The 18,505-nt window shown below is 72.8% G+C and carries 21 protein-coding genes; 16 read left to right on the top strand and 5 right to left on the bottom strand.

Annotation, left to right across the window (positions count from 1 at the left end; all coding sequences use genetic code 11):
• Nucleotides 1-41 precede the first annotated feature (41 nt).
• The 13 genes from ACWGKT_RS31415 to hypE all read left to right on the top strand — a co-directional run bounded on the left by ACWGKT_RS31415 (nt 42) and on the right by hypE (nt 12,026).
• Nucleotides 42-1,826 carry a nickel-dependent hydrogenase large subunit gene (locus ACWGKT_RS31415; protein WP_356141372.1) on the top strand — a complete coding sequence of 595 codons (1,785 nt, stop codon included), beginning with the start codon at nt 42-44 and terminating at the stop codon, nt 1,824-1,826.
• Nucleotides 1,823-2,359, top strand: coding sequence for a hypothetical protein (locus tag ACWGKT_RS31410; protein WP_356141370.1), 537 nt, complete (start codon nt 1,823-1,825; stop codon nt 2,357-2,359). Before ACWGKT_RS31415 ends, ACWGKT_RS31410 begins: the two co-directional genes overlap by 4 nt.
• On the top strand, nt 2,356-3,042 hold the full coding sequence (locus ACWGKT_RS31405) for a DUF5947 family protein (RefSeq protein WP_453276341.1): 687 nt from the start codon (nt 2,356-2,358) through the stop codon (nt 3,040-3,042). The genes ACWGKT_RS31410 and ACWGKT_RS31405 overlap by 4 nt, the downstream gene beginning before the upstream one ends.
• A complete protein-coding gene (locus ACWGKT_RS31400) occupies nt 3,039-3,710 on the top strand; it encodes a DUF6084 family protein (RefSeq protein WP_356141366.1) in 672 nt (223 codons plus the stop codon). The genes ACWGKT_RS31405 and ACWGKT_RS31400 overlap by 4 nt, the downstream gene beginning before the upstream one ends.
• Nucleotides 3,707-5,119 carry a hypothetical protein gene (locus tag ACWGKT_RS31395; RefSeq protein ID WP_453276340.1) on the top strand — a complete coding sequence of 471 codons (1,413 nt, stop codon included), beginning with the start codon at nt 3,707-3,709 and terminating at the stop codon, nt 5,117-5,119. The genes ACWGKT_RS31400 and ACWGKT_RS31395 overlap by 4 nt, the downstream gene beginning before the upstream one ends.
• Complete coding sequence (locus tag ACWGKT_RS31390; protein ID WP_356141362.1) at nt 5,116-5,655, top strand: hydrogenase maturation protease; 540 nt, start codon at nt 5,116-5,118, stop codon at nt 5,653-5,655. The genes ACWGKT_RS31395 and ACWGKT_RS31390 overlap by 4 nt, the downstream gene beginning before the upstream one ends.
• 11 nt (nt 5,656-5,666) lie before the next feature.
• Nucleotides 5,667-5,771, top strand: coding sequence for a DUF6893 family small protein (locus tag ACWGKT_RS31385; protein ID WP_374294825.1), 105 nt, complete (start codon nt 5,667-5,669; stop codon nt 5,769-5,771).
• Nucleotides 5,772-5,913: 142 nt separating this feature from the next.
• Complete coding sequence (locus ACWGKT_RS31380) at nt 5,914-6,309, top strand: hydrogenase maturation nickel metallochaperone HypA/HybF (protein WP_453276339.1); 396 nt, start codon at nt 5,914-5,916, stop codon at nt 6,307-6,309.
• Between the two features lie 3 nt (nt 6,310-6,312).
• Nucleotides 6,313-7,098: a hydrogenase nickel incorporation protein HypB gene (gene hypB / locus ACWGKT_RS31375; RefSeq protein WP_453276338.1), complete on the top strand. Its 786-nt coding sequence runs from the start codon at nt 6,313-6,315 to the stop codon at nt 7,096-7,098.
• On the top strand, nt 7,095-9,491 hold the full coding sequence (hypF, locus tag ACWGKT_RS31370) for a carbamoyltransferase HypF (protein WP_453276337.1): 2,397 nt from the start codon (nt 7,095-7,097) through the stop codon (nt 9,489-9,491). Before hypB ends, hypF begins: the two co-directional genes overlap by 4 nt.
• 48 nt (nt 9,492-9,539) lie before the next feature.
• Complete coding sequence (locus ACWGKT_RS31365) at nt 9,540-9,842, top strand: HypC/HybG/HupF family hydrogenase formation chaperone (protein ID WP_235458583.1); 303 nt, start codon at nt 9,540-9,542, stop codon at nt 9,840-9,842.
• Complete coding sequence (hypD, locus tag ACWGKT_RS31360; protein WP_356141352.1) at nt 9,839-10,963, top strand: hydrogenase formation protein HypD; 1,125 nt, start codon at nt 9,839-9,841, stop codon at nt 10,961-10,963. Before ACWGKT_RS31365 ends, hypD begins: the two co-directional genes overlap by 4 nt.
• A gap of 73 nt (nt 10,964-11,036) precedes the next feature.
• Nucleotides 11,037-12,026: a hydrogenase expression/formation protein HypE gene (gene hypE / locus ACWGKT_RS31355; protein WP_453276368.1), complete on the top strand. Its 990-nt coding sequence runs from the start codon at nt 11,037-11,039 to the stop codon at nt 12,024-12,026.
• 54 nt (nt 12,027-12,080) lie between these two features.
• Here hypE and ACWGKT_RS31350 read toward each other — a convergent pair whose 3' ends face one another.
• Nucleotides 12,081-12,548 (bottom strand): hypothetical protein, encoded by a 468-nt coding sequence (locus ACWGKT_RS31350; RefSeq protein ID WP_235458581.1) that lies wholly within the window; start codon nt 12,546-12,548, stop codon nt 12,081-12,083.
• 330 nt (nt 12,549-12,878) lie between these two features.
• Here ACWGKT_RS31350 and ACWGKT_RS31345 point away from each other — a divergent pair, with 330 nt between their 5' ends.
• Both ACWGKT_RS31345 and ACWGKT_RS31340 read left to right on the top strand, forming a co-directional pair.
• Nucleotides 12,879-14,228, top strand: a complete 1,350-nt coding sequence (locus tag ACWGKT_RS31345; RefSeq protein WP_453276336.1) for a transaminase — start codon at nt 12,879-12,881, stop codon at nt 14,226-14,228.
• Between the two features lie 51 nt (nt 14,229-14,279).
• Nucleotides 14,280-14,720, top strand: a complete 441-nt coding sequence (locus ACWGKT_RS31340) for an Lrp/AsnC family transcriptional regulator (RefSeq protein ID WP_356141347.1) — start codon at nt 14,280-14,282, stop codon at nt 14,718-14,720.
• A 1-nt stretch (nt 14,721) separates the two neighbouring features.
• On the opposite strand, the gene ACWGKT_RS31335 is transcribed toward ACWGKT_RS31340, so the two are convergent.
• From ACWGKT_RS31335 to tgmA, 4 genes are read right to left on the bottom strand one after another with little or no spacing between them, the layout of a single operon-like run.
• Nucleotides 14,722-15,834, bottom strand: a complete 1,113-nt coding sequence (locus tag ACWGKT_RS31335) for a PP2C family protein-serine/threonine phosphatase (RefSeq protein WP_453276335.1) — start codon at nt 15,832-15,834, stop codon at nt 14,722-14,724.
• Complete coding sequence (locus ACWGKT_RS31330; protein WP_453276367.1) at nt 15,831-16,739, bottom strand: Gfo/Idh/MocA family protein; 909 nt, start codon at nt 16,737-16,739, stop codon at nt 15,831-15,833. Before ACWGKT_RS31330 ends, ACWGKT_RS31335 begins: the two co-directional genes overlap by 4 nt.
• A gap of 23 nt (nt 16,740-16,762) precedes the next feature.
• Complete coding sequence (tgmB, locus tag ACWGKT_RS31325; protein ID WP_356141343.1) at nt 16,763-17,746, bottom strand: ATP-grasp ribosomal peptide maturase; 984 nt, start codon at nt 17,744-17,746, stop codon at nt 16,763-16,765.
• A 15-nt stretch (nt 17,747-17,761) separates the two neighbouring features.
• Nucleotides 17,762-17,953: a putative ATP-grasp-modified RiPP gene (gene tgmA, locus ACWGKT_RS31320; protein WP_356141341.1), complete on the bottom strand. Its 192-nt coding sequence runs from the start codon at nt 17,951-17,953 to the stop codon at nt 17,762-17,764.
• A 149-nt stretch (nt 17,954-18,102) separates the two neighbouring features.
• On the opposite strand from tgmA, the gene ACWGKT_RS31315 reads away from it, so the two are divergent.
• The gene (locus ACWGKT_RS31315) at nt 18,103-18,504 is read left to right on the top strand and encodes a hypothetical protein (protein ID WP_453276334.1); all 402 of its coding nucleotides are present in this window, start codon (nt 18,103-18,105) and stop codon (nt 18,502-18,504) included.
• Nucleotide 18,505: the final 1 nt, after the last annotated feature.

Here is an 18,505-nt window from a genome sequence, read left to right as displayed (position 1 = left end):
CGCCCGTCCCCCCTCGCCAGCAGAAGGGCACCACACAGACCATGACCCCCACGACCAAGCGGGCCGGCGACGGCAGCGGCCTGATGGAGATGTCCTGGGATCCGATCACCCGGATCGTGGGCAGCCTCGGCATCCACACGAAGATCGACTTCAAGCAGAAGCGGGTCGCCGAGTGCTACAGCACCTCGTCGGTCTTCCGCGGCTACAGCGTCTTCATGCGCGGCAAGGACCCGCGCGACGCCCACTTCATCACCAGCCGGATCTGCGGGATCTGCGGCGACAACCACGCCACCTGCTCCGTGTACACGCAGAACATGGCCTACGGGGTGAAGCCGCCGTACCTGGGCGAGTGGGTCATCAACCTCGGCGAGGCCGCCGAGTACATGTTCGACCACAACATCTTCCAGGAGAACCTGGTCGGGGTCGACTACTGCGAGAAGATGGTCAAGGAGACCAACCCCGGCGTCCTCGAACTCGCCGAGCGCACCGAGGCCCCGCACGCCGCCGAGCACGGCTACCGGACCATCGCCGACATCATGCGGTCCCTCAACCCCCTCGAGGGCGAGTTCTACCGCGAGGCGCTCCAGGTCAGCCGCTACACCCGGGAGATGTTCTGCCTGATGGAGGGGCGCCACGTGCACCCCTCCACGCTCTACCCGGGCGGTGTCGGCACCGTGGCCTCGGTCCAGCTGTTCACGGACTACCTCAGCCGGCTGATGAAGTACGTGGAGTTCATGAAGCGGGTCGTCCCGCTCCACGACGACCTGTTCGACTTCTTCTACGAGGCGCTGCCCGGCTACGAGGAAGTGGGCCGGCGCCGCATCATGCTCGGCTGCTGGGGAGCGCTCAACGACCCCGAGTACTGCGACTTCACCTACGCCAACATGACGGACTGGGGCCGGCGCATGTTCGTCACCCCCGGCATCGTCGTCGACAACAAACTGGTCACCACCGACCTCACCGAGATCAACCTCGGCATCCGCATCCTGCTGGGCAGCTCCTACTACGAGGACTGGGAGGGCCGGGAGCAGTTCGTCACCCACGACCCGCTCGGCAACCCGGTCGACCCGCGCCACCCGTGGAACCAGCACACCATCCCGGCCCCGCAGAAGCGGGACTTCGACGACAAGTACAGCTGGGTCATGTCGCCGCGCTGGTTCGACGGCAAGGACCACCTCGCCCTGGACACCGGCGGCGGCCCCATCGCCCGCCTGTGGACCACCGCCCTCGCCGGGCTCGTCGACGTCGGCGGGGTGAAGGCCACCGGCCACAGCGTGCTGATCAACCTGCCCCGCACGATGACCAAGCCCGAGACCACGTTCGAGTGGAAGATCCCGAAGTGGAGCAACGCCCTCGAACGCAACCGGGCGCGCAGCTACTTCCAGGCGTACACGGCCGCGCTCGCCCTGCACTTCGCGGAGCAGGGCCTGCAGGAGGTCCGCGCCGGACGCACCCAGACCTGGGAGAAGTTCGAGGTCCCGGACGAGAGCATCGGCGTCGGATTCACCGAGGCGGTCCGCGGCGTCCTCTCCCACCACATGGTGATCCGCGACGGCAAGATCGCCAACTACCACCCCTACCCGCCCACACCCTGGAACGCCAGCGTCCGGGACTCCTTCGGCACGCCCGGCCCGTACGAGGACGCGGTGCAGAACACCCCGATCTTCGAGGAGAACACGCCGGAGAACTTCAAGGGCATCGACATCATGCGCGCGGTGCGCAGCTTCGACCCCTGCCTGCCGTGCGGTGTCCACATGTACGTCGGCGGCGGCCGGACCGTACAGAAGATGCACGTGCCCACCGGCCTGAGCGGGCTGGGCGGATGAGCGGGACGACGACCGCCGCCCGGCGGCCGGCGAACGCGGAACAGGCCGGCCGCCGGATCGAGGAGGTCCTCGACCGGCTGGCCGCCGCCGGCGACCCCGCCGTGGCCGAGGCGGCGGAGGAACTGGTGCGCTGCCTCATGGACTTCTACGGCGCCGGGCTCGCCCGGGTCCTCGAACTGCTGCCCCCGGACGGCCCCGGGGCGGCCCTGCTCGGCGACGAACTCGTCGCCGGCCTGCTGGTGCTGCACGAACTGCACCCCGAGGACCGGGCGACCCGCATCGGTCGTGCCCTGGCCACCGTCCGCGACCAGAACCTGAAGGTCGAGGAGTTCGACGAGCCCAGCGGCACGCTCCGGCTGCGCGCGGCGGGCGGCTCGGGCTGCGGCTGCGCCGCCACCGCGGACGCGGTGCGGCAGGCCGCCGAGGACGCGCTCACCTGCTTCGTGCCCGAGGTCACGGCGGTCGAGCTGCGGGCCGGTGCCAAGGAGCCCGCGCTGCTCCAGATCGGCACCCGGCCCGGGGCCGGCGGATGAACGCGCCCCCGGCCCCGGTGTCCGGCGCGGCTGCTCTCCACCCGAACGAAGTGACCCGACCCGGTGGCGGCCTGCGCCGGTTCCTGACCGAGCGTCCGCCCCGCCCCGAGCGGTGCGGACTGTGCGCGGCGGTGGTGGACGAGGCCCGCCACCGCCACCTCGTGGACATCGAGCGGCGGTCACTGGTGTGCGCCTGCACCGCCTGCTTCCTGCTCATGGACCAGCCGGGCGCCGACAGGGGCCGCTTCCGGGCGGTCCCGGGCCGGTACCTCACCGACCCGGACCACCGCCTCGCCGATGCCGCCTGGGACGCGCTGCGCATCCCGGTCGGTGTCGCGTTCTTCTTCCGCAACACCGTGCTCGACCGGCTGGTGGCCCTCTACCCCAGCCCCGCCGGTGCCACCGAGAGTGAACTCGAACCCGAGGCGTGGGCCTCGGTCCTCGACGCCACCGGACTCGCCGCACTGCTGAGCCCGGACGTCGAGGCACTCCTGCTGCGCCGCACCGCCGCCGGGATCTCCTGCCACCTCGTACCGATCGACATCTGCTACGAACTGGTCGGCCGCATGCGCCAGTTGTGGCAGGGCTTCGACGGCGGCGCCGAGGCCCGCGCCGCCCTGGACGCGTTCTTCGCCCGGGTCGAGAGCCTCGCCCGGCCCGTCGGCGGGGGAGACCGGCCGTGACCGACCTCTCCTTCACCTGCACCGGCGTACGCGCCGACCGGTACGCGGCCGGACCCACCCTGGTCTTCCGGCTGCGCATCACCGCGCCCGGCGACGAACCCGTGCACGCCCTCGCGCTGCGCTGCCAGATCCGTATCGAGCCCGCCCGGCGCGGCTACGACGGCGCCGAGGCCGACGGGCTCCTCGACCTCTTCGGGGAGCGCTCCCGCTGGGGCAGCACCCTCCAGCCCGTGCAGTTCGCGCAGGTCTCCCTCATGGTCACCGGCTTCACCGGACAGACCGAGGCGGACCTGGTCGTGCCCTGCACCTACGACATGGACATCGCCGCGACCCGCTACCTCGACGCCCTCGGCGGCGGCGAGGTGCCGCTGCTGATGCTCTTCTCCGGCACGGCCTTCACCGGGGCCGGCGGCTTCCGCGTCGCACCCGTCCCCTGGGACCGGGAGGCGCAGTTCCGGATGCCGGTCGCCACCTGGCGCGAGATGGTCGACCAGCACTTCCCCGGCTGCGGCTGGATCAGACTGCCCCGCGCCACCATGGACGCCCTGCTGGCCCACCGCTCCCGCCGGGCGCTGCCCTCCTGGGAGGCCACCGTCCACGACCTGCTCGGGGACGCGCCGGGCGCGTCCCTCACCGGCGCCACCACGACAGGAGGAACCGCTCCGTGAGCGTGACCGCGTTCGCGCCTCAGACCGAGGCGCGCCTCGCCCTCGCCCGGCAGGTCGCCGACGCCGTCCTCTTCGAGGGCTACGTGCTCTACCCCTACCGCGCCTCCGCGGCCAAGAACCGGCTGCGCTGGCAGTTCGGCGTACTGGTCCCGCCGGCCTGGGGCGCCGAGTGCGAGGAGCACGCCTTCCAGCACACCGAGTGCCTCATGGAACCGAGGGCGGGCGCCGCCCTGGCCGTCGAACTGCGCTTCCTGCGCGCCCGCCGCCGCACGGTCCAACGGGTGCTGCCGGACGGCCGGTTCGAGACCGTGCCCGAACTCCGGCTGGAGGACCGGGTACTGGTCCCCTGGGACGAAGGCGTCGAGGAACGCGTCGAGGCGGTCGTCCCGGTGGACGAACTCCTCGCCGGCGACGTCGTGATCCCCTTCGACCGGCCCGCGGGCGAGGAGACCGAACCCGTCCTCGACGAGATCGGCCGCGAGATCGGCCGTACGATCCGCCGCTACGAGGAACTGGACGGCGTCCTGCGCCTGTCGGCGCGCGAACTCGACGGCCCCTACCGGGTGATGCGGCTGACCGCCGTCGTCGAGAACACCAGCACCTGGCTCCCGCCGGCCGGCCACGCGGCCGACCGGGACGCGGCACTCCCGCGCTCCCTGATGGCCGCCCACCTCCTCATGGCGCTGAGCAAGGGCGCGTTCCTGTCCATGACGGATCCGCCCGAGTGGGCCAGGGCAGCGATCGGCTCCTGCCGCAACCTGCACACCTGGCCGGTGCTCGCGGCCGAGCCCGGCCGCGCGGACGTGATGCTGTCCTCACCGATCATCCTGGAGGACCATCCGGCCATCGCCCCCGAGAGCCCCGGCGCCCTGTACGACGCCACCGAGATCGACGAGATCCTCGCCCTGCGCACCGCCGCCCTCACCGACGAGGAGAAGCGCGAGGCACGGGGCACCGACGAGCGTGCCGCCGCCGCCATCGACCTGGCGGACTCGCTGCCACCGGACGTGTGGGAACGCCTGCACGGCGCGGTGCGCGGCCTGCGCGAGGTGACCGGGCCCCCGGCCATGGCCGACGCGCCCGGCCCGCGATCGCCGGACACCCCGTGGTGGGATCCGGCCGCCGACGCCGGCTTCGATCCGGAACGCGACCAAGTCCTGGTCGACGGCCGGTCGGTGGGCGCCGGCAGCAGGGTCGTCCTCAACCCCGGCCTGCGCCGCACCGACGCCCAGGACCTGTTCCTGCGCGGGCGCACCGCGACGGTCGAGGCCGTCCTGCACGACGTGGACGGCGGAGTGCACCTGGCGGTGACGGTCGACGGCGACCCGGGCGCCGACCTGCGCCGCGAACAGGGCCGTTACCTGTACTTCCAGCCCGACGAACTGACCCTGGCACAGGAGGACGCATGAGCCGCCCCACACCCCGGGGCAGCGTCCTCGTCGCGGGCATCGGGAACATCTTCCTCGGCGACGACGGCTTCGGCGTCGAGACGGTCCGCGCACTCGCCGGGCGCCCGCTGCCGGACCACGTGGAGGTCGCGGACATCGGCGTCCGGGGCGTCCACCTCGCATACCAACTCCTCGACGGGTACGACACGTTGATCCTCGTGGACGCCACCGCCCGCGGCGAGGCCCCCGGCACCCTCTACGTGATCGAGCACGAGGACGTCGGCGCGGACGAGCCGGGGCACGCCCCGCTCGACGGCCACCGGATGACCCCCGACGCCGTCCTGGCCCTGCTGGGCACCCTCTGCGCCACAGCCGGCGGCCGGCCACCGCGCCGCACGCTCGTCGTGGGCTGCGAACCGGCCTGCGTCGAGGAGCGGATGGGCCTGAGCGCCCCCGTGTCCGAGGCCGTACCGCAGGCGGTCCGGCTGATCGAGGAACTGCTGGACACACCCCCCGAGTCCGTCCGGCGGCCGCTGGCCGGCGAAGCCGCGAAATGAGGAGAGACAGAATGAAGAAGAACGTCGCGCTCGGAGTACTGGCCGCGGCCGTGGCCGCGCTGGTCGTGCAGTCGCTGCCCGACCTCAAGCGCTATGTGCACATCGCCAGGATGTGAGGCGCGGCCCGGACCCCGCGTTGCGGCGAACGGCGTACCCGCCCGGTCCGTCACGGCGTGCCGGTCCACCGGTCCATGAGGAGGCGCCTCTAATGGGATCCGGTGACCGGCGCGCGTACGTCCCGCGCCAGGACGGAGACCGATGCACGAGATGTCCATCGCACTGGCGGTGATCGGACAGGTGGAGGAAGCGGCCCGGCGGGCCGGTGACGTCACCGCGGTGCATGCGGTGTGCCTGGAGGTGGGCGAACTCGCCGGGGTCGTCCCCGATTCCCTCTCCTTCTGCTTCGAACTCGCCTGCGCCGGAACCGTGTTGGAGGGCGCCGAACTCGTCGCCGACACGGTGCCGGGCCGGGCGCGCTGCGCTCCGTGCGCACACGAATGGGCCGTCGGCATGCCGCCCTCGCTGAGCTGCCCGAACTGCGGCGGCGGGACCTCCGACCTGCTGTCGGGCCGCGAACTGCGCATCACCAGCGTGCGGTGGGAGGACGGCGGGACGCACGCACCCACCCGCGAACCGATCGTCGAGGAGCGCTGAACCATGTGCCGTGTGGTCGACCTGCAGCAGGCCGTCCTCGCCCGGAACGACGAGACCGCGCACGCCCTGCGCGCCGGACTCGCGGCCCGCGGCACCACCGTCGTCAACCTGCTGTCCAGCCCCGGCAGCGGCAAGACCGCGCTGCTGGAACACGAGTTGGCGCTGGCGCGCGAGCGGGGTGTGCCGGTCGCGGCGCTCACCGCGGACCTCGCCACCGAGAACGACGCGGACCGGCTGGCGCGTTCGGGAGTCCCGGTCAAGCAGGTCCTCACCGACGGGCTGTGCCATCTGGAGGCCGGGATGCTCGCCCGCCACCTGGAGCGCTGGCTGCCCGATCCGACCCGGCTGCTGTTCGTGGAGAACGTCGGCAACCTCGTGTGCCCGGCCTCCTACGACCTGGGGGAGACCCTGCGGGTCGTCCTGGCCTCCGTGACGGAGGGCGAGGACAAGCCGCTGAAGTACCCCACCGCCTTCGGACTCGCCCACCTGGTGGTGGTCACCAAGACCGACATCGCGGAGGCGGTCGCGTTCGACGAGGCCGCGTTCCGCGCCAACGTCGAACGGGTCAACCCCGGAGTGGACGTACTGCTGACCTCGGTCCGCGCGCGGCAGGGGCTCGGCACCCTGCTGGACCGCGCCCTGGCGGCCGCGGAGGGCGCCCCGCCGCACAGCCCCGTGATGGCACGTCAGGCCGGACACGGCCACGAGCACGGCCATGATCACGGCCACGGGCTCGGCCATGAGCACGGCCACGAACCCCACCGCACCCCGCTCCCGTCCCGCTCGTGAGCGTCCTGCCCCCGCCGAGCGCCGTCGGCAGCCGCATCCTCCTGCGCCGCCGGGTCACCGTACGGGGCGTGGTGCAGGGGGTCGGCTTCCGGCCGTACGTCCACACCCTCGCCACCTCGCTGCGGCTGTCCGGGCACGTGACCAACACCCCGGAGGGTGTCGTCGCGGAGGTGGAGGGCGCGCCCGAGGCGGTCGTCCGGTTCTGCGCGCGGATCGCCCCCGACGCGCCGCCCCTGGCCCGCGTGGACGCCGTCGACCATCAGGACGTGCCCGCCGTCGGCGGCACCGGGTTCACCATCCTGGCCTCCCGCACGGCCGGACCCGCCCGCACCCTGGTCCCCCCGGACACGGCGACCTGCGCCGACTGTCTGCGCGAACTGGCCGACCCCACCGACCGGCGCCACCGCCACCCGTTCGTCAACTGCACTCACTGCGGGCCCCGGTTCACGATCGTCACCGGCCTGCCCTACGACCGGGCGCAGACCACGATGGCCGGCTTCCCGATGTGCCCCGACTGCGCCCGCGAGTACGCCGACCCCGCCGACCGGCGTTTCCACGCCCAGCCGGTCGCCTGCCCGGCCTGCGGTCCGCGCCTGCGCCTGTTCGTGCCCGGTCCGCAGGCCGGTGACCCGGCCTCCCCGGTCGCGACCGCGGACCCCGTCCCGGTGGCCCGTACGCTGCTGGCGAGCGGCGCGATCCTCGCGATCAAGGGGCTCGGCGGTTACCACCTGGCCTGTGACGCCACGGACGAGGGCGCGGTCGCCCGGCTGCGGCTGCGCAAGTCGCGGGGCGACAAGCCGTTCGCGGTGATGGCCCGCGGCCTCGACGACGTCGAGCCGCTCGTCCGGCTCACCTCGGAGGAGCGCGGTCTGCTGACCGGCCCGGCCCGCCCCATCGTCCTGCTGCGCCGGCGCACGCGCGTCGCGGGCGCGGTCGCGAGGCCCGCGGACGCGGTCGCCCCGGGCAGCCCCGACCTCGGCGTCCTGCTGCCGTACACCCCGCTCCACCACCTCCTGTTCGGCCTGCCGGGCGACGCCGAGGGACCGCGGCTGCTCGTCATGACCAGCGGCAACACCTCCGGCGAACCGATCGTCACCGACGACGCGGAGGCGCGGGAGCGGCTGGCCCATCTGGCCGACGGCTGGCTCACCCACGACCGCCCGATCCAGGTGCCGTGCGACGACTCGGTGGTGCGGGTGTGCGACGGAAAGCCGTTGATCGTACGCCGGGCCCGCGGCTACGCGCCCCTGCCCCTCGACCTCCCCCTCCCGGTGCGCCCGTCCCTCGCGGTCGGCGGCGACCTGAAGAACGTCCTCGGCCTCGGGGAGGGGCGCCGGGCCTGGCTGTCGGCCCACATCGGCGACATGGACGACCTGGCCACCCAGCGGGCCTTCGAACGCGCCGTGGGACAACTGGGGTCGATCACCCCGGTCCGTCCCCGGCTGCTGGCGGCGGACCGGCACCCCGGCTACCGCTCCGCCCAGTGGGCCGTCCACAACGCCCGGGGCCGCCCCGTGGTCCGGGTCCAGCACCACCACGCCCATGTCGCCGCCGCGATGGCCGAGCACGGCCTGGACGGCAGCCGGCCGGTGCTCGGCGTCGCCTTCGACGGCACGGGCTACGGCGACGACAAGGCGGTGTGGGGCGGGGAGTTCCTGCTCGCCGACTACGACGGCTACACCCGCCTCGCCCACCTGGCCTACGTACCGCTGCCCGGCGGCGACGCCGCGGTGCGCCGCCCCTACCGCATGGCCCTCGCCCACCTGCGGGCGGCCGGGATCGACTGGTCCGGCGACCTGGCCTGCGTCACCGCCTGCCCGCGCGAGGAACTCCCCGTACTGGCACGACAGTTGGAACGCGAGCTCAACTGCGTGCCCACCTCCAGCATGGGCCGGCTCTTCGACGCCGTCTCGTCCCTGGCCGGTGTGTGCCACCGGGCGGGTTACGAGGCGCAGGCCGCCGTCGAACTGGAGGCGGCCGCCCTCAGGGTGCCGTCCGAGGACACCACCGCCTACTCCTTCGGCCTCCTGGAGGCCACCCGGCCCGGCGACGGCCCGCTGCGCGCCGACCCGGCACCCGTCCTGGCGGCGATCGTGGCCGACCTGCGCGCGGGCGCGGACCGGGAGGCGGTCGCGGCCCGCTTCCACCGGGCCGTCGTCGACCTCGTGCACCGCGTGTGCCGACGGGCACGGGAGACGCACAAAGTGGACACGGTCGCCCTGACCGGCGGCGTGTTCGTCAACTCCGTTCTCTCCTCGGCCTGCGCCGCGGCCCTGGACGCGGCCGGCTTCACCGTGCTGCGCCACCACCTGGTCCCTCCGGGCGACGGCGGCCTGGCCCTCGGCCAGCTCATGGTGGCCGCCCGCGCCGGGGACCCGCAGGGGAGCACCTGATCGACGTACACAGCTCGACGCACCACCCCCACAGCGAGGAGAAGGCCCATGTGCCTGGCGGTACCCGGCAGAGTGCTGGACATCCAGGAACGCGACGGCACCCGGTTGGCCACCGTCGACTTCGGCGGTGTGGTCAAGGAGGTGTGCCTGGAGTACCTGCCCGACCTCCAGGTCGGCGAGTACGCCATCGTGCACGTCGGGTTCGCGCTGCAGCGGCTCGACGAGGAGTCGGCACGGCACACGCTCGAACTCTTCTCCGAACTCGGCATGCTGCAGGAGGAGTTCGGCGACCCCTGGGAGGCGGCCGCCGGCGGGGGCCTGCCGCCCGTCGGTGAGGAGGCGCGGAAGTGAAGTACATCGACGAGTTCCAGGACCCGGAGCTGGCCCGCCGGCTCCTCGACGAGATCCACGCGACGGTGACCAGGCCCTGGGCGCTGATGGAGGTCTGCGGCGGGCAGACGCACTCCATCATCCGTCACGGCATCGACCAACTCCTGCCCGAGCAGGTCGAGTTGATCCACGGCCCCGGCTGTCCGGTGTGCGTGACGCCGCTGGAGGTCATCGACAAGGCCCTGGAGATCGCCTCCCGCCCCGAGGTGATCTTCTGCTCGTTCGGCGACATGCTGCGGGTGCCGGGCACCGGACGGGACCTGTTCCAGGTGCGCGGCGAGGGCGGCGACGTACGGGTCGTGTACTCGCCGCTGGACGCCCTGCGGGTCGCCCGGGAGAACCCGGACCGCCAGGTGGTGTTCTTCGGCATCGGCTTCGAGACGACCGCCCCGCCCAATGCCATGACGGTCCATCAGGCGCGTCGGCACGGCATCCGCAACTTCAGCATGCTGGTCTCGCACGTGCGCGTGCCCCCGGCCATCGAGGCGATCATGCGCTCCCCGGACTGCCGGGTGCAGGGCTTCCTGGCCGCCGGACACGTGTGCACGGTGATGGGCGTGGACGAGTACCCGGCACTGGCGGGACGCCATCGCGTGCCGATCGTGGTGACCGGCTTCGAACCGCTGGACATCCTGGAGGGCGTGCGCCGGACCGTGGCCCAGCTGGAGCGCGGCGAGCACGGCGTCGAGAACGCCTACCCGCGTGCCGTCCGCGCCGAGGGGAACCCTGCCGCCCGGGCCATGCTGGAGGACGTCTTCGAGGTCACCGACCGCGCCTGGCGGGGCATCGGCGTGATCCCGGACAGCGGGTGGCGGCTGTCCGCCAAGTACCGGGAGTACGACGCGGAGGCGCGCTTCTCCGTCGGCGACATCCGCACCTGCGAACCGGCCGAGTGCCGCAGCGGCGAGGTCCTCCAGGGCCTGCTGAAGCCGAACGAGTGCGAGGCGTTCGGCACCCGCTGCACCCCCCGTACCCCGCTCGGAGCCACCATGGTCTCCAGCGAGGGCGCCTGCGCCGCCTACTACCTCTACCGGCGTCTGGAGACCACCCCCGCTCCCCGGGAGGCGAGCCCCGTTGCCTGAGACCACCACCGGCACCCTGGACCCGACCGCCTGGACCTGCCCGGCCCCGCTGCGCGACCAGCCCCGGATCGTCATGGGCCACGGTGGGGGCGGCACGCTCTCCGCCGAACTGGTCCAGCACGTCTTCGCGCCCGCCTTCGGGGGCGAGACGCTCGCCCAGTTCGGAGACTCCGCCGCGCTCACGCTCGGCGGTGCCCGGCTGGCCTTCTCCACCGACTCCTTCGTCGTGCGGCCGCTGTTCTTCCCCGGCGGCAGCATCGGCGACCTCGCGGTGAACGGCACCGTCAACGACCTCGCCATGAGCGGCGCCCGGGCGGCCTACCTCTCCTGCGGATTCATCCTGGAGGAGGGCGTGGAGCTGGAGACCGTGTCCCGGGTCGCCGAGGCGCTCGGCGCGGCCGCGCGGGCCGCGGGCGTGGAGGTGGCGACGGGCGACACCAAGGTGGTGGAGTCCGGCCGCGGCGACGGCATCTACCTCAACACCGCGGGTATCGGTCTCATCCCGGCAGGTGTCGACCTGCGCCCGCAGCGCGTCGTACCCGGCGACGTCGTGATCGTCAGCGGGCCGGTCGGGGTGCACGGCGTGGCCATCATGAGCGTGCGCGAGGGCCTGGAGTTCGGGGTCGAGATCGAGAGCGACTGCGCCGCCCTCGGCGGCCTCGTCGAGGCCATGCTCGCGGTCACGCCGGATCTCCACGTGCTGCGCGACCCCACTCGGGGCGGCCTCGCGGCCTCGCTCAACGAGATCGCGGCCGCGTCCGGCGCCGGCGTCGTCCTCACCGAGCGGCACGTCCCGGTCCCGCCGGCCGTGGCCAACGCCTGCGCGGTGCTCGGCCTCGACCCCTTCTACGTCGCCAACGAGGGCAAGCTGGTGGCCTTCGTGCCGCGCGAGCACGCCGACGCCGTACTGGCGGCGATGCGGACGCATCCGCTGGGCGCGCAGGCCGTGATCATCGGTGAGGCGGTCGAGGCGCACCCCGGGATGGTGGTGGCCCGCACCGGCCTGGGCGGCACCCGGGTGGTCGACATGCCGCTGGGGGAGCAGCTGCCGAGGATCTGCTGAACCGCGGGGGCGCCCGCCGTCCGGACGCTCCCGGACCGGCGGGTGCCCCCGACGCTACTTCTCGGACATCGGGGTGAGCACCGTCAGGGTGCCGTTGGCCTGGCGCAGCGCCTGTTCCAGGGTGCCGGGCACGTGCAGCGAGCCGGTGCCGTCGGGCGGGATCAGCCACTCCAGGGCCCTGGCCGAGCGGTACGGCGGCGGTACGGCCACCCAGGATCCCTTGCTCGCGTAGCGCAGCCCCGCCCCGACCCACTGCCCTGACGGATCGGGTGGCAGGAAGAAGCCGACTCTGTGCGCGGCGGTGTCCACCAGCGTGGGTCCGGGCACCGGCAGCGTCGGCCGCCACAGCAGGTCCAGCGTGAGCAGGCCGAGCCGGTCGGGAACGCTGAGCACGTCCCAGAAGCGCCCCGCCTCGAGCAGCGCGATGCCCTCCCCGTGGTCCCACTGCCACTTGCACGCCCGAGGGTTTGCCGCGGCCGCGGCGAGCCATTCGACGCCCTGCATCCACATCGTGTTCGTCATCCCCTGCTCCGGGTGATCACCGCTCGCCTGCCACGGCCGCAGGGAGCATCCGCACCGGGCACTTGGTGCGACTGCACGCCAACCCGGCATATGCATGCTGGTAGATATTTCTACCTGGCGGAAGGGGTGGCGCGGCCTGGCGTTTCAGTTCGGTTGTTCGAGCCGCGAGTGCGAGTACGCGACGGGAGCGCCGGTCGCCGGATCCACTCGACGGAGCAGAACGCTTGAATCGATCGTGACCACGATTGATTCGTTCGTCGAGGCTTGTGGCGTCCGCTGTTTCGGTCGTACGCTCCGAATGTTCCGTTGCCGTCGCCACTGGGGTACTCCATGGACCGCACCCGCCTGCACCAGCTCCTGGCCCGCGAGAGCGCCGAGGCCGAGCGCCGCAACCCGCGCTCGAAAGAGGCCTACGGCCGCGCCGACCACCTCTTCGGCCGGGTGCCGATGACCTGGATGAACAAGACCGCCGGCGCGTTCCCCCGCTACCTCGCCACCGCACGCGGCGCCCGCGTCACCGACATCGACGGGCACGAGTACGTCGACTTCTGCCTCGGTGACACCGGGGCCATGGCCGGTCACTCGCCCGCGGTGGTGGCGGAGGCGGTGCACCGCAGGTTCGCCGAGCTGGGCGGAGCCACCGCGATGCTCCCCACCGAGGACGCCGAGTGGGTCGGCGCGGAGCTGACCCGCCGCTTCGGGCTCGCGCGCTGGAGCTTCTCGCTGACCGCGACCGACGCCAACCGCTGGGCGATCCGCCTCGCCCGGGCCGTCACGGGCCGTTCCAAGATCCTCGTGAACAGCTACAGCTACCACGGCAGCGTCGACGAGTCGCTGATCGTCGTCGGCCCGGACGGCCAAGGCACCGCCCGCCCCGGAAACGTCGGCGCCCCCTGTGACGTCACGCTGACCAGCCGGGTCGCCGAGTTCAACGATCTGGCACAGCTGGAGCGCGAGCTGGCCCACGGCGACGTGGCCGCCGTCCTGATGGAACCCGCGCTCACCAACATCGGCATCGTCCTGCCCGAACCCGGATACCTGACCGGCGTGCGGGAGCTGACCCGGCAGTACGGCACGCTGCTGATCAACGACGAGACGCACACCTTCTCCGCCGGGCCGGGCGGCTGCACCGCCGCCTGGGACCTGGAGCCCGACCTGCTGACCATCGGCAAGGCCATCGGCGGCGGCATCCCGGCCGGCGCCTACGGCCTGGCCGCCGACCTAGCCGAGCGGCTGCTCGGCCGCGACGACCTGGACCTGGTGGACATGGGCGGGGTCGGGGGCACCCTGGCGGGCAACGCGCTCTCCGTCGCGGCGATGCGGGCCACCCTGGAGCACGTGCTCACCGACGAGGCCTTCGCCCACATGGCCAAGCTGTCCGAGCGCTTCGAGGCCGGCGTCCGCGCGGGCATCGCGGCACACGCGCTGCCCTGGTCGGTCAGCCGCCTCGGCGCCCGCACCGAGTACCGCTTCGCCGACCCGGCACCGCGCACCGGCACCGAGTCCGAGGCGGCCGGCGACACCGAGCTGGAGGACTTCCTCCACCTGTATCTCGCGAACCGGGGCATCCTGCTGACCCCGTTCCACAACATGGCGCTCATGTGCCCCGACACGACCGAGGCGGACGTGGACACCCACACGGCGCTGTTCGCCGCCGCCCTGGCCGAGCTGACCGGCTGAGACCCGCCGATAGGGTGACCCCGAGCCGGCCGGAAGGGAAGTACGAGGACCGTGGACGAGATCGACCGGGCCATCCTGCGCGAACTGCAGACCGACGGGCGCGTCGCGTACGCCGATCTCGGCCCGAAGGTCGGTCTGTCCGCCTCGGCGGCCCGGCAGCGGCTCCAGCGGCTGCTGGACACCAAGGCCGTCCAGGTCGTCGGCGTCACCGACCCGATGGCGATGGGCGGGCAGGCCATGGCGCTGCTCGGCATCGGCGTGGACGGCGATCCTCGCGCCGTCGCCGACGCGCTCGCCGACCGCCCGGAGGTCGTCTACTCGGTGCTCACCTCGGGCGGCTTCGACCTGTTCGCCGAGGTGGTCACCCCCGGCCCGAAGGACCTGCTGGACTTCGTCAACGACGTGGTGCGGCAGATCGAGGGCGTACGCGAGGTGCGGTCGTTCCCGTACTTCGCCATCCACACCCACCGCTTCCTGTGGGACGTGGGCTGACCTACGTCGTGCGGGGCGGTGACGTGGTGAGGACGAGCATGGTGGCGTCGTCGCTGACGTCGCCGCCGCAGTGCCGCAGCAGATCCTCCCAGATCAGGACGGTCAGCTCGGCCGGGTCAGCCGTGGAGAGCTCCGTGAGCCGCTGCGTCAGCGGATAGAAGGCGCCGGACTCGTTCCGGCCCTCCCACACGCCGTCGGAGGCCAGGAACAGCCGGTCGCCGGGCTCCAACGCCACCGAGACCTCCTTGGGGCGGTCGATCCCGGCGATGCCGATCCCGAGCGGGGTGCCGGCCGAGACCGTGATCTCGCGGGCCTGCCCGTCGTGCAGCAGCACGGGAGCCGGATGGCCGCTCGCCACGATCCGCACCGTGCGGGCGTCGGCGGAGAACTCCAGCACCACGGCCGTGGCGAACAGCTCGGCGTGCGGCCGGTCCGCGGAGTCGACCGTCAGCCTCCGGTCCATGCGGCCCGCGACCCCCTCCAGGTCCGGCTGGTCCAGCACCGCCTCCCGGAAGGCACCCAGCAGCGACACCACCGTCGAGACGGCCGCCAGACCGTGCCCCTGCACGTCGCCCATCACCGCCCGGACGCCGTACGGCCCCTCCCGCACGTCGAAGAAGTCCCCGCCGACCAGCGTCCCCTGCTGCGCGGTCCGGTACAGCCCCGAGCAGCCGATCGGCCCGACCCGTGCCGGAAGCTTCGGCACCACGGCCCGCTGCACGGCCTCGGCGACCGTCCGCTCCGTGTTCAGCTGGGCGTCCCGGTGACTGCGGACGTACGAGACGAACACGCTCAGTACGGCGACGAAGGCGATGGTCAGCAGATCCGTGTCGCCGGGGCGGTTCAGATGCGTGGCGGGAATGTGCAGCACCGCGATGACCAGCACGCCGAGCAGCGCGGTGGCCACGGGGCCGTACGACAGCACGGCCAGCGGCGGAATCGCGCCGAGCAGGAACCCGATGTCCACCTGGCTGGGACTGATCAGCGTGGCCGTGGTGACGCCCGCCAGCAGGACGATGGGCAGCGCGCGCACCCACCACGGCGGTGGTGCGCCCCGCAGCCAGCCGCGTTCCTCCGGGTACCTGCGCGACCTGCGGTCGCGCGCCGAACTCACATCCCTACGCTACGCCCGGACCCCGCGTCCGTGGTCAGTCGATCTTCCGCCGCCGCGAGGATCTCGGTGACGCGGAGGCCGAACGCCGCGTCGCAGGAGTGCGGGCGGCGGGTGCGGGCGGCCGTCAGGAGGGTGTCGGCCGCCCGGGCGAGGGCCGGGACCGCTCCCTCGGAGCTGCCCGGCAGCAGGGTCACCCCGGCCTCTCCCCGGAGTTCGACGGCGGCCCCCGCCGCGGCGGGCGGGGCGGTGAGGCTCAGCGTCACGGAGCTCGACGCGTCGGTGACGTGGTCGAGGACCAGATGGACGGTGTCCCCGGGACCGTGGGCCGCCGCCGTCACGCCCCGGACGTCTCCCAGGACCGGCAGCAGGACGGACAGGGCGTGCGGGCCCACGTCCCACAGCGCCCCCTTCGCCCTGCGCCAGGGCGAGGCGGCGAAGGGGCTGTCGCTGGTGAAGACCGCGCCGAGCCACTCGGCCCGCGCGGTGAACCAGCCCGCCGTGGCGGCCTGCTCGGCGATCCAGGCCCGCGGCTCCGCCTGGAAGCGTGTGGTGAAGAACACCACCGAGGCCACACCGGCCCGGTCGGTCGCGTCGACCACGGCCCGGGCGTCGGCCGCGCTCAGGGCGAGCGGTTTGTCCAGGAGCAGATGACAGCCCGCGCGGGCCGCGCGCACCGCGAGGTCCGCCTGTACGGACGGAGGCAGCGCCACGGCCACCGCGTCGACCTCGTCCAGCAGGGCGTCCACGTCGTCGTACGCCCGCGTGCCGTACCGCTCCGCCAGGGCCGCGGCGGCGTCCGGGCGGCGGCCCCACACTCCCGTAAAGCGCAGGTCGCCGTGCTTGCTCAGCGCGGGGGCGTACGCCGCCTGCGCCCACGGCCCCGTGCCGAGCAGCCCGATGCGCAGGCCGCCGTCCTCCGTGATGGTCGTCAAGAAGTCGCCCTCCTAGCGCCGTTGACGTACGTCCTACCCGGCTCGGCATCATGCGCCAGCCACTCGGCTATGGAATGCGCGATCGGCTGCTCGGTGTCCATCTCGACGAAGCCGAACTGACCCGACTGGTTGCACTCCAGGAACCACCAGATCCCGTCGCCGTCCTCCGCGAAGTCGAAGGCGCCGTAGGCGAGTTCCGCTTCCTTCAGATAGGTGAGCACGGCGGCCGCGACGCGCGGGGGCACGTCCACGGGTGCCCAGGTGGAGGTGGACGGGGCGAAACGGACGTCCACATCGTTCGGATCGGCGTCCGGGGCGACCGCCTTGCGCGCGGCCAGCAACCGGTCGCCCACGGCGGTCAGGCGGATGTCGGCCCGCTTGGCGACCCGCCGTTGCAGCAGCGTCGGGCCGAAGGCGACGGCCCCGAAGTCGGCGTCCGGCGCCACCCGGCTGGTCGGCACCGCCCGCGGCGGCTCCTGCGGATGCGCGCCGGACACCGGCTTGACCACCAGATCCGGGAAGCGCTCCGCGAACTCCCGGGCGGCCTGCGGGAACGTCGTGATCAACGTCGCCGGCACGGGCAGCCCGCTGCGCTGGGCCAGCCGCAGCTGCCAGGGCTTGTGGCGGGCCCGGCGGGCGGCGTCGGGATGGTTCATCCAGCGCGCGTCGGTGCCGCGCAGCATGCCGTACAGCGCCTGGGAGGACTCCTCCGTCAGCCAGGTGGTCGGCTGGGCGGCCCGGGCGGCCGCGACTCCGGGTCTGCGCACCCAGATGGAGCGCAGCCCGTTCACGCTCACCAGGCGGCCCCCGACGGACACATGTCCGCGGTAGACGCCCTGGATGTACTCGCCCGAGAGGGCGACCCCGCTGGTGAGGTCGGCGGGGTCGAGCCGGACGACGGGCACGCCGGTCTCGTTGAGCCGGAGGACCACCATGTCCGCCGTCACGTCCTCGTCGGAGGTCAGGATGAGCACGGTCATCGTCGGTGCCCGCGATCAGTCGTCGAAGTGCGTCTTGGAGCCCGCCGTGGAGGTCGTGGTCCCCAGCGCTCGGAGCGTTGCGTGATCGGTGGCTGCGATCCGGCCATCGGGGAACACGTTCAACTGCAGTCCGGAGTCGTACGCGTACGGACTGGTGACTTCCAACTGCACAGCGGGGCGTGCGTAGTTGAGCGTGAACGGCTGCATGGTCTCTCCCTGTTCAAAGCTTCCATCCACTTATACGAATCGAACGGGTGGTTGGTTTCCTTACTCTGAGTAATCCCGGCGGGAATTAAGCCTGGGTTAAGGAATAAACGAAACGTTGTTCCGTTGTTTGGCTGGGATAGCATGCCCGCATGGCACATGACGCCCCCGTCGACGTTCACGCCGACGCCCGCCACCGGCTGTCCGCGCTGGCGCCGCCGTCCGCGGACGGAACCGCTCCGGCGCACCTCGTCGCACGGGACGCGGCGCTGCTCGGGCGGCTGCTGGCGGCCGCCGCTCGCGACCCGCGGGGCGACGGCGAGCCGGCGGCGGACGTGACCGTGGACGACGTCGGCGCCGCCCTCAGCCTTTTCGAGGAACTGCGGCACCAACTCGACCGCCTGGAGAGCCAGGTGGTGATGGAGGCCCGGCGGCGCGGTATGGACTGGCGGCAGATCGCCGGGCACCAGGGCCTGAATTCCTCCCAGGCCGCCTCGCAGCGCCATCAGCGGTTGACGACCCGGCTCGAAGAGATCCGCCAGGGCGTCCGGTAGA

It is taken from the genome of Streptomyces sp. NPDC054794 (assembly GCF_053611585.1).
Note: the sequence above shows the minus strand (reverse complement) of the source record. Positions and strands in the feature narration are given on the sequence as shown.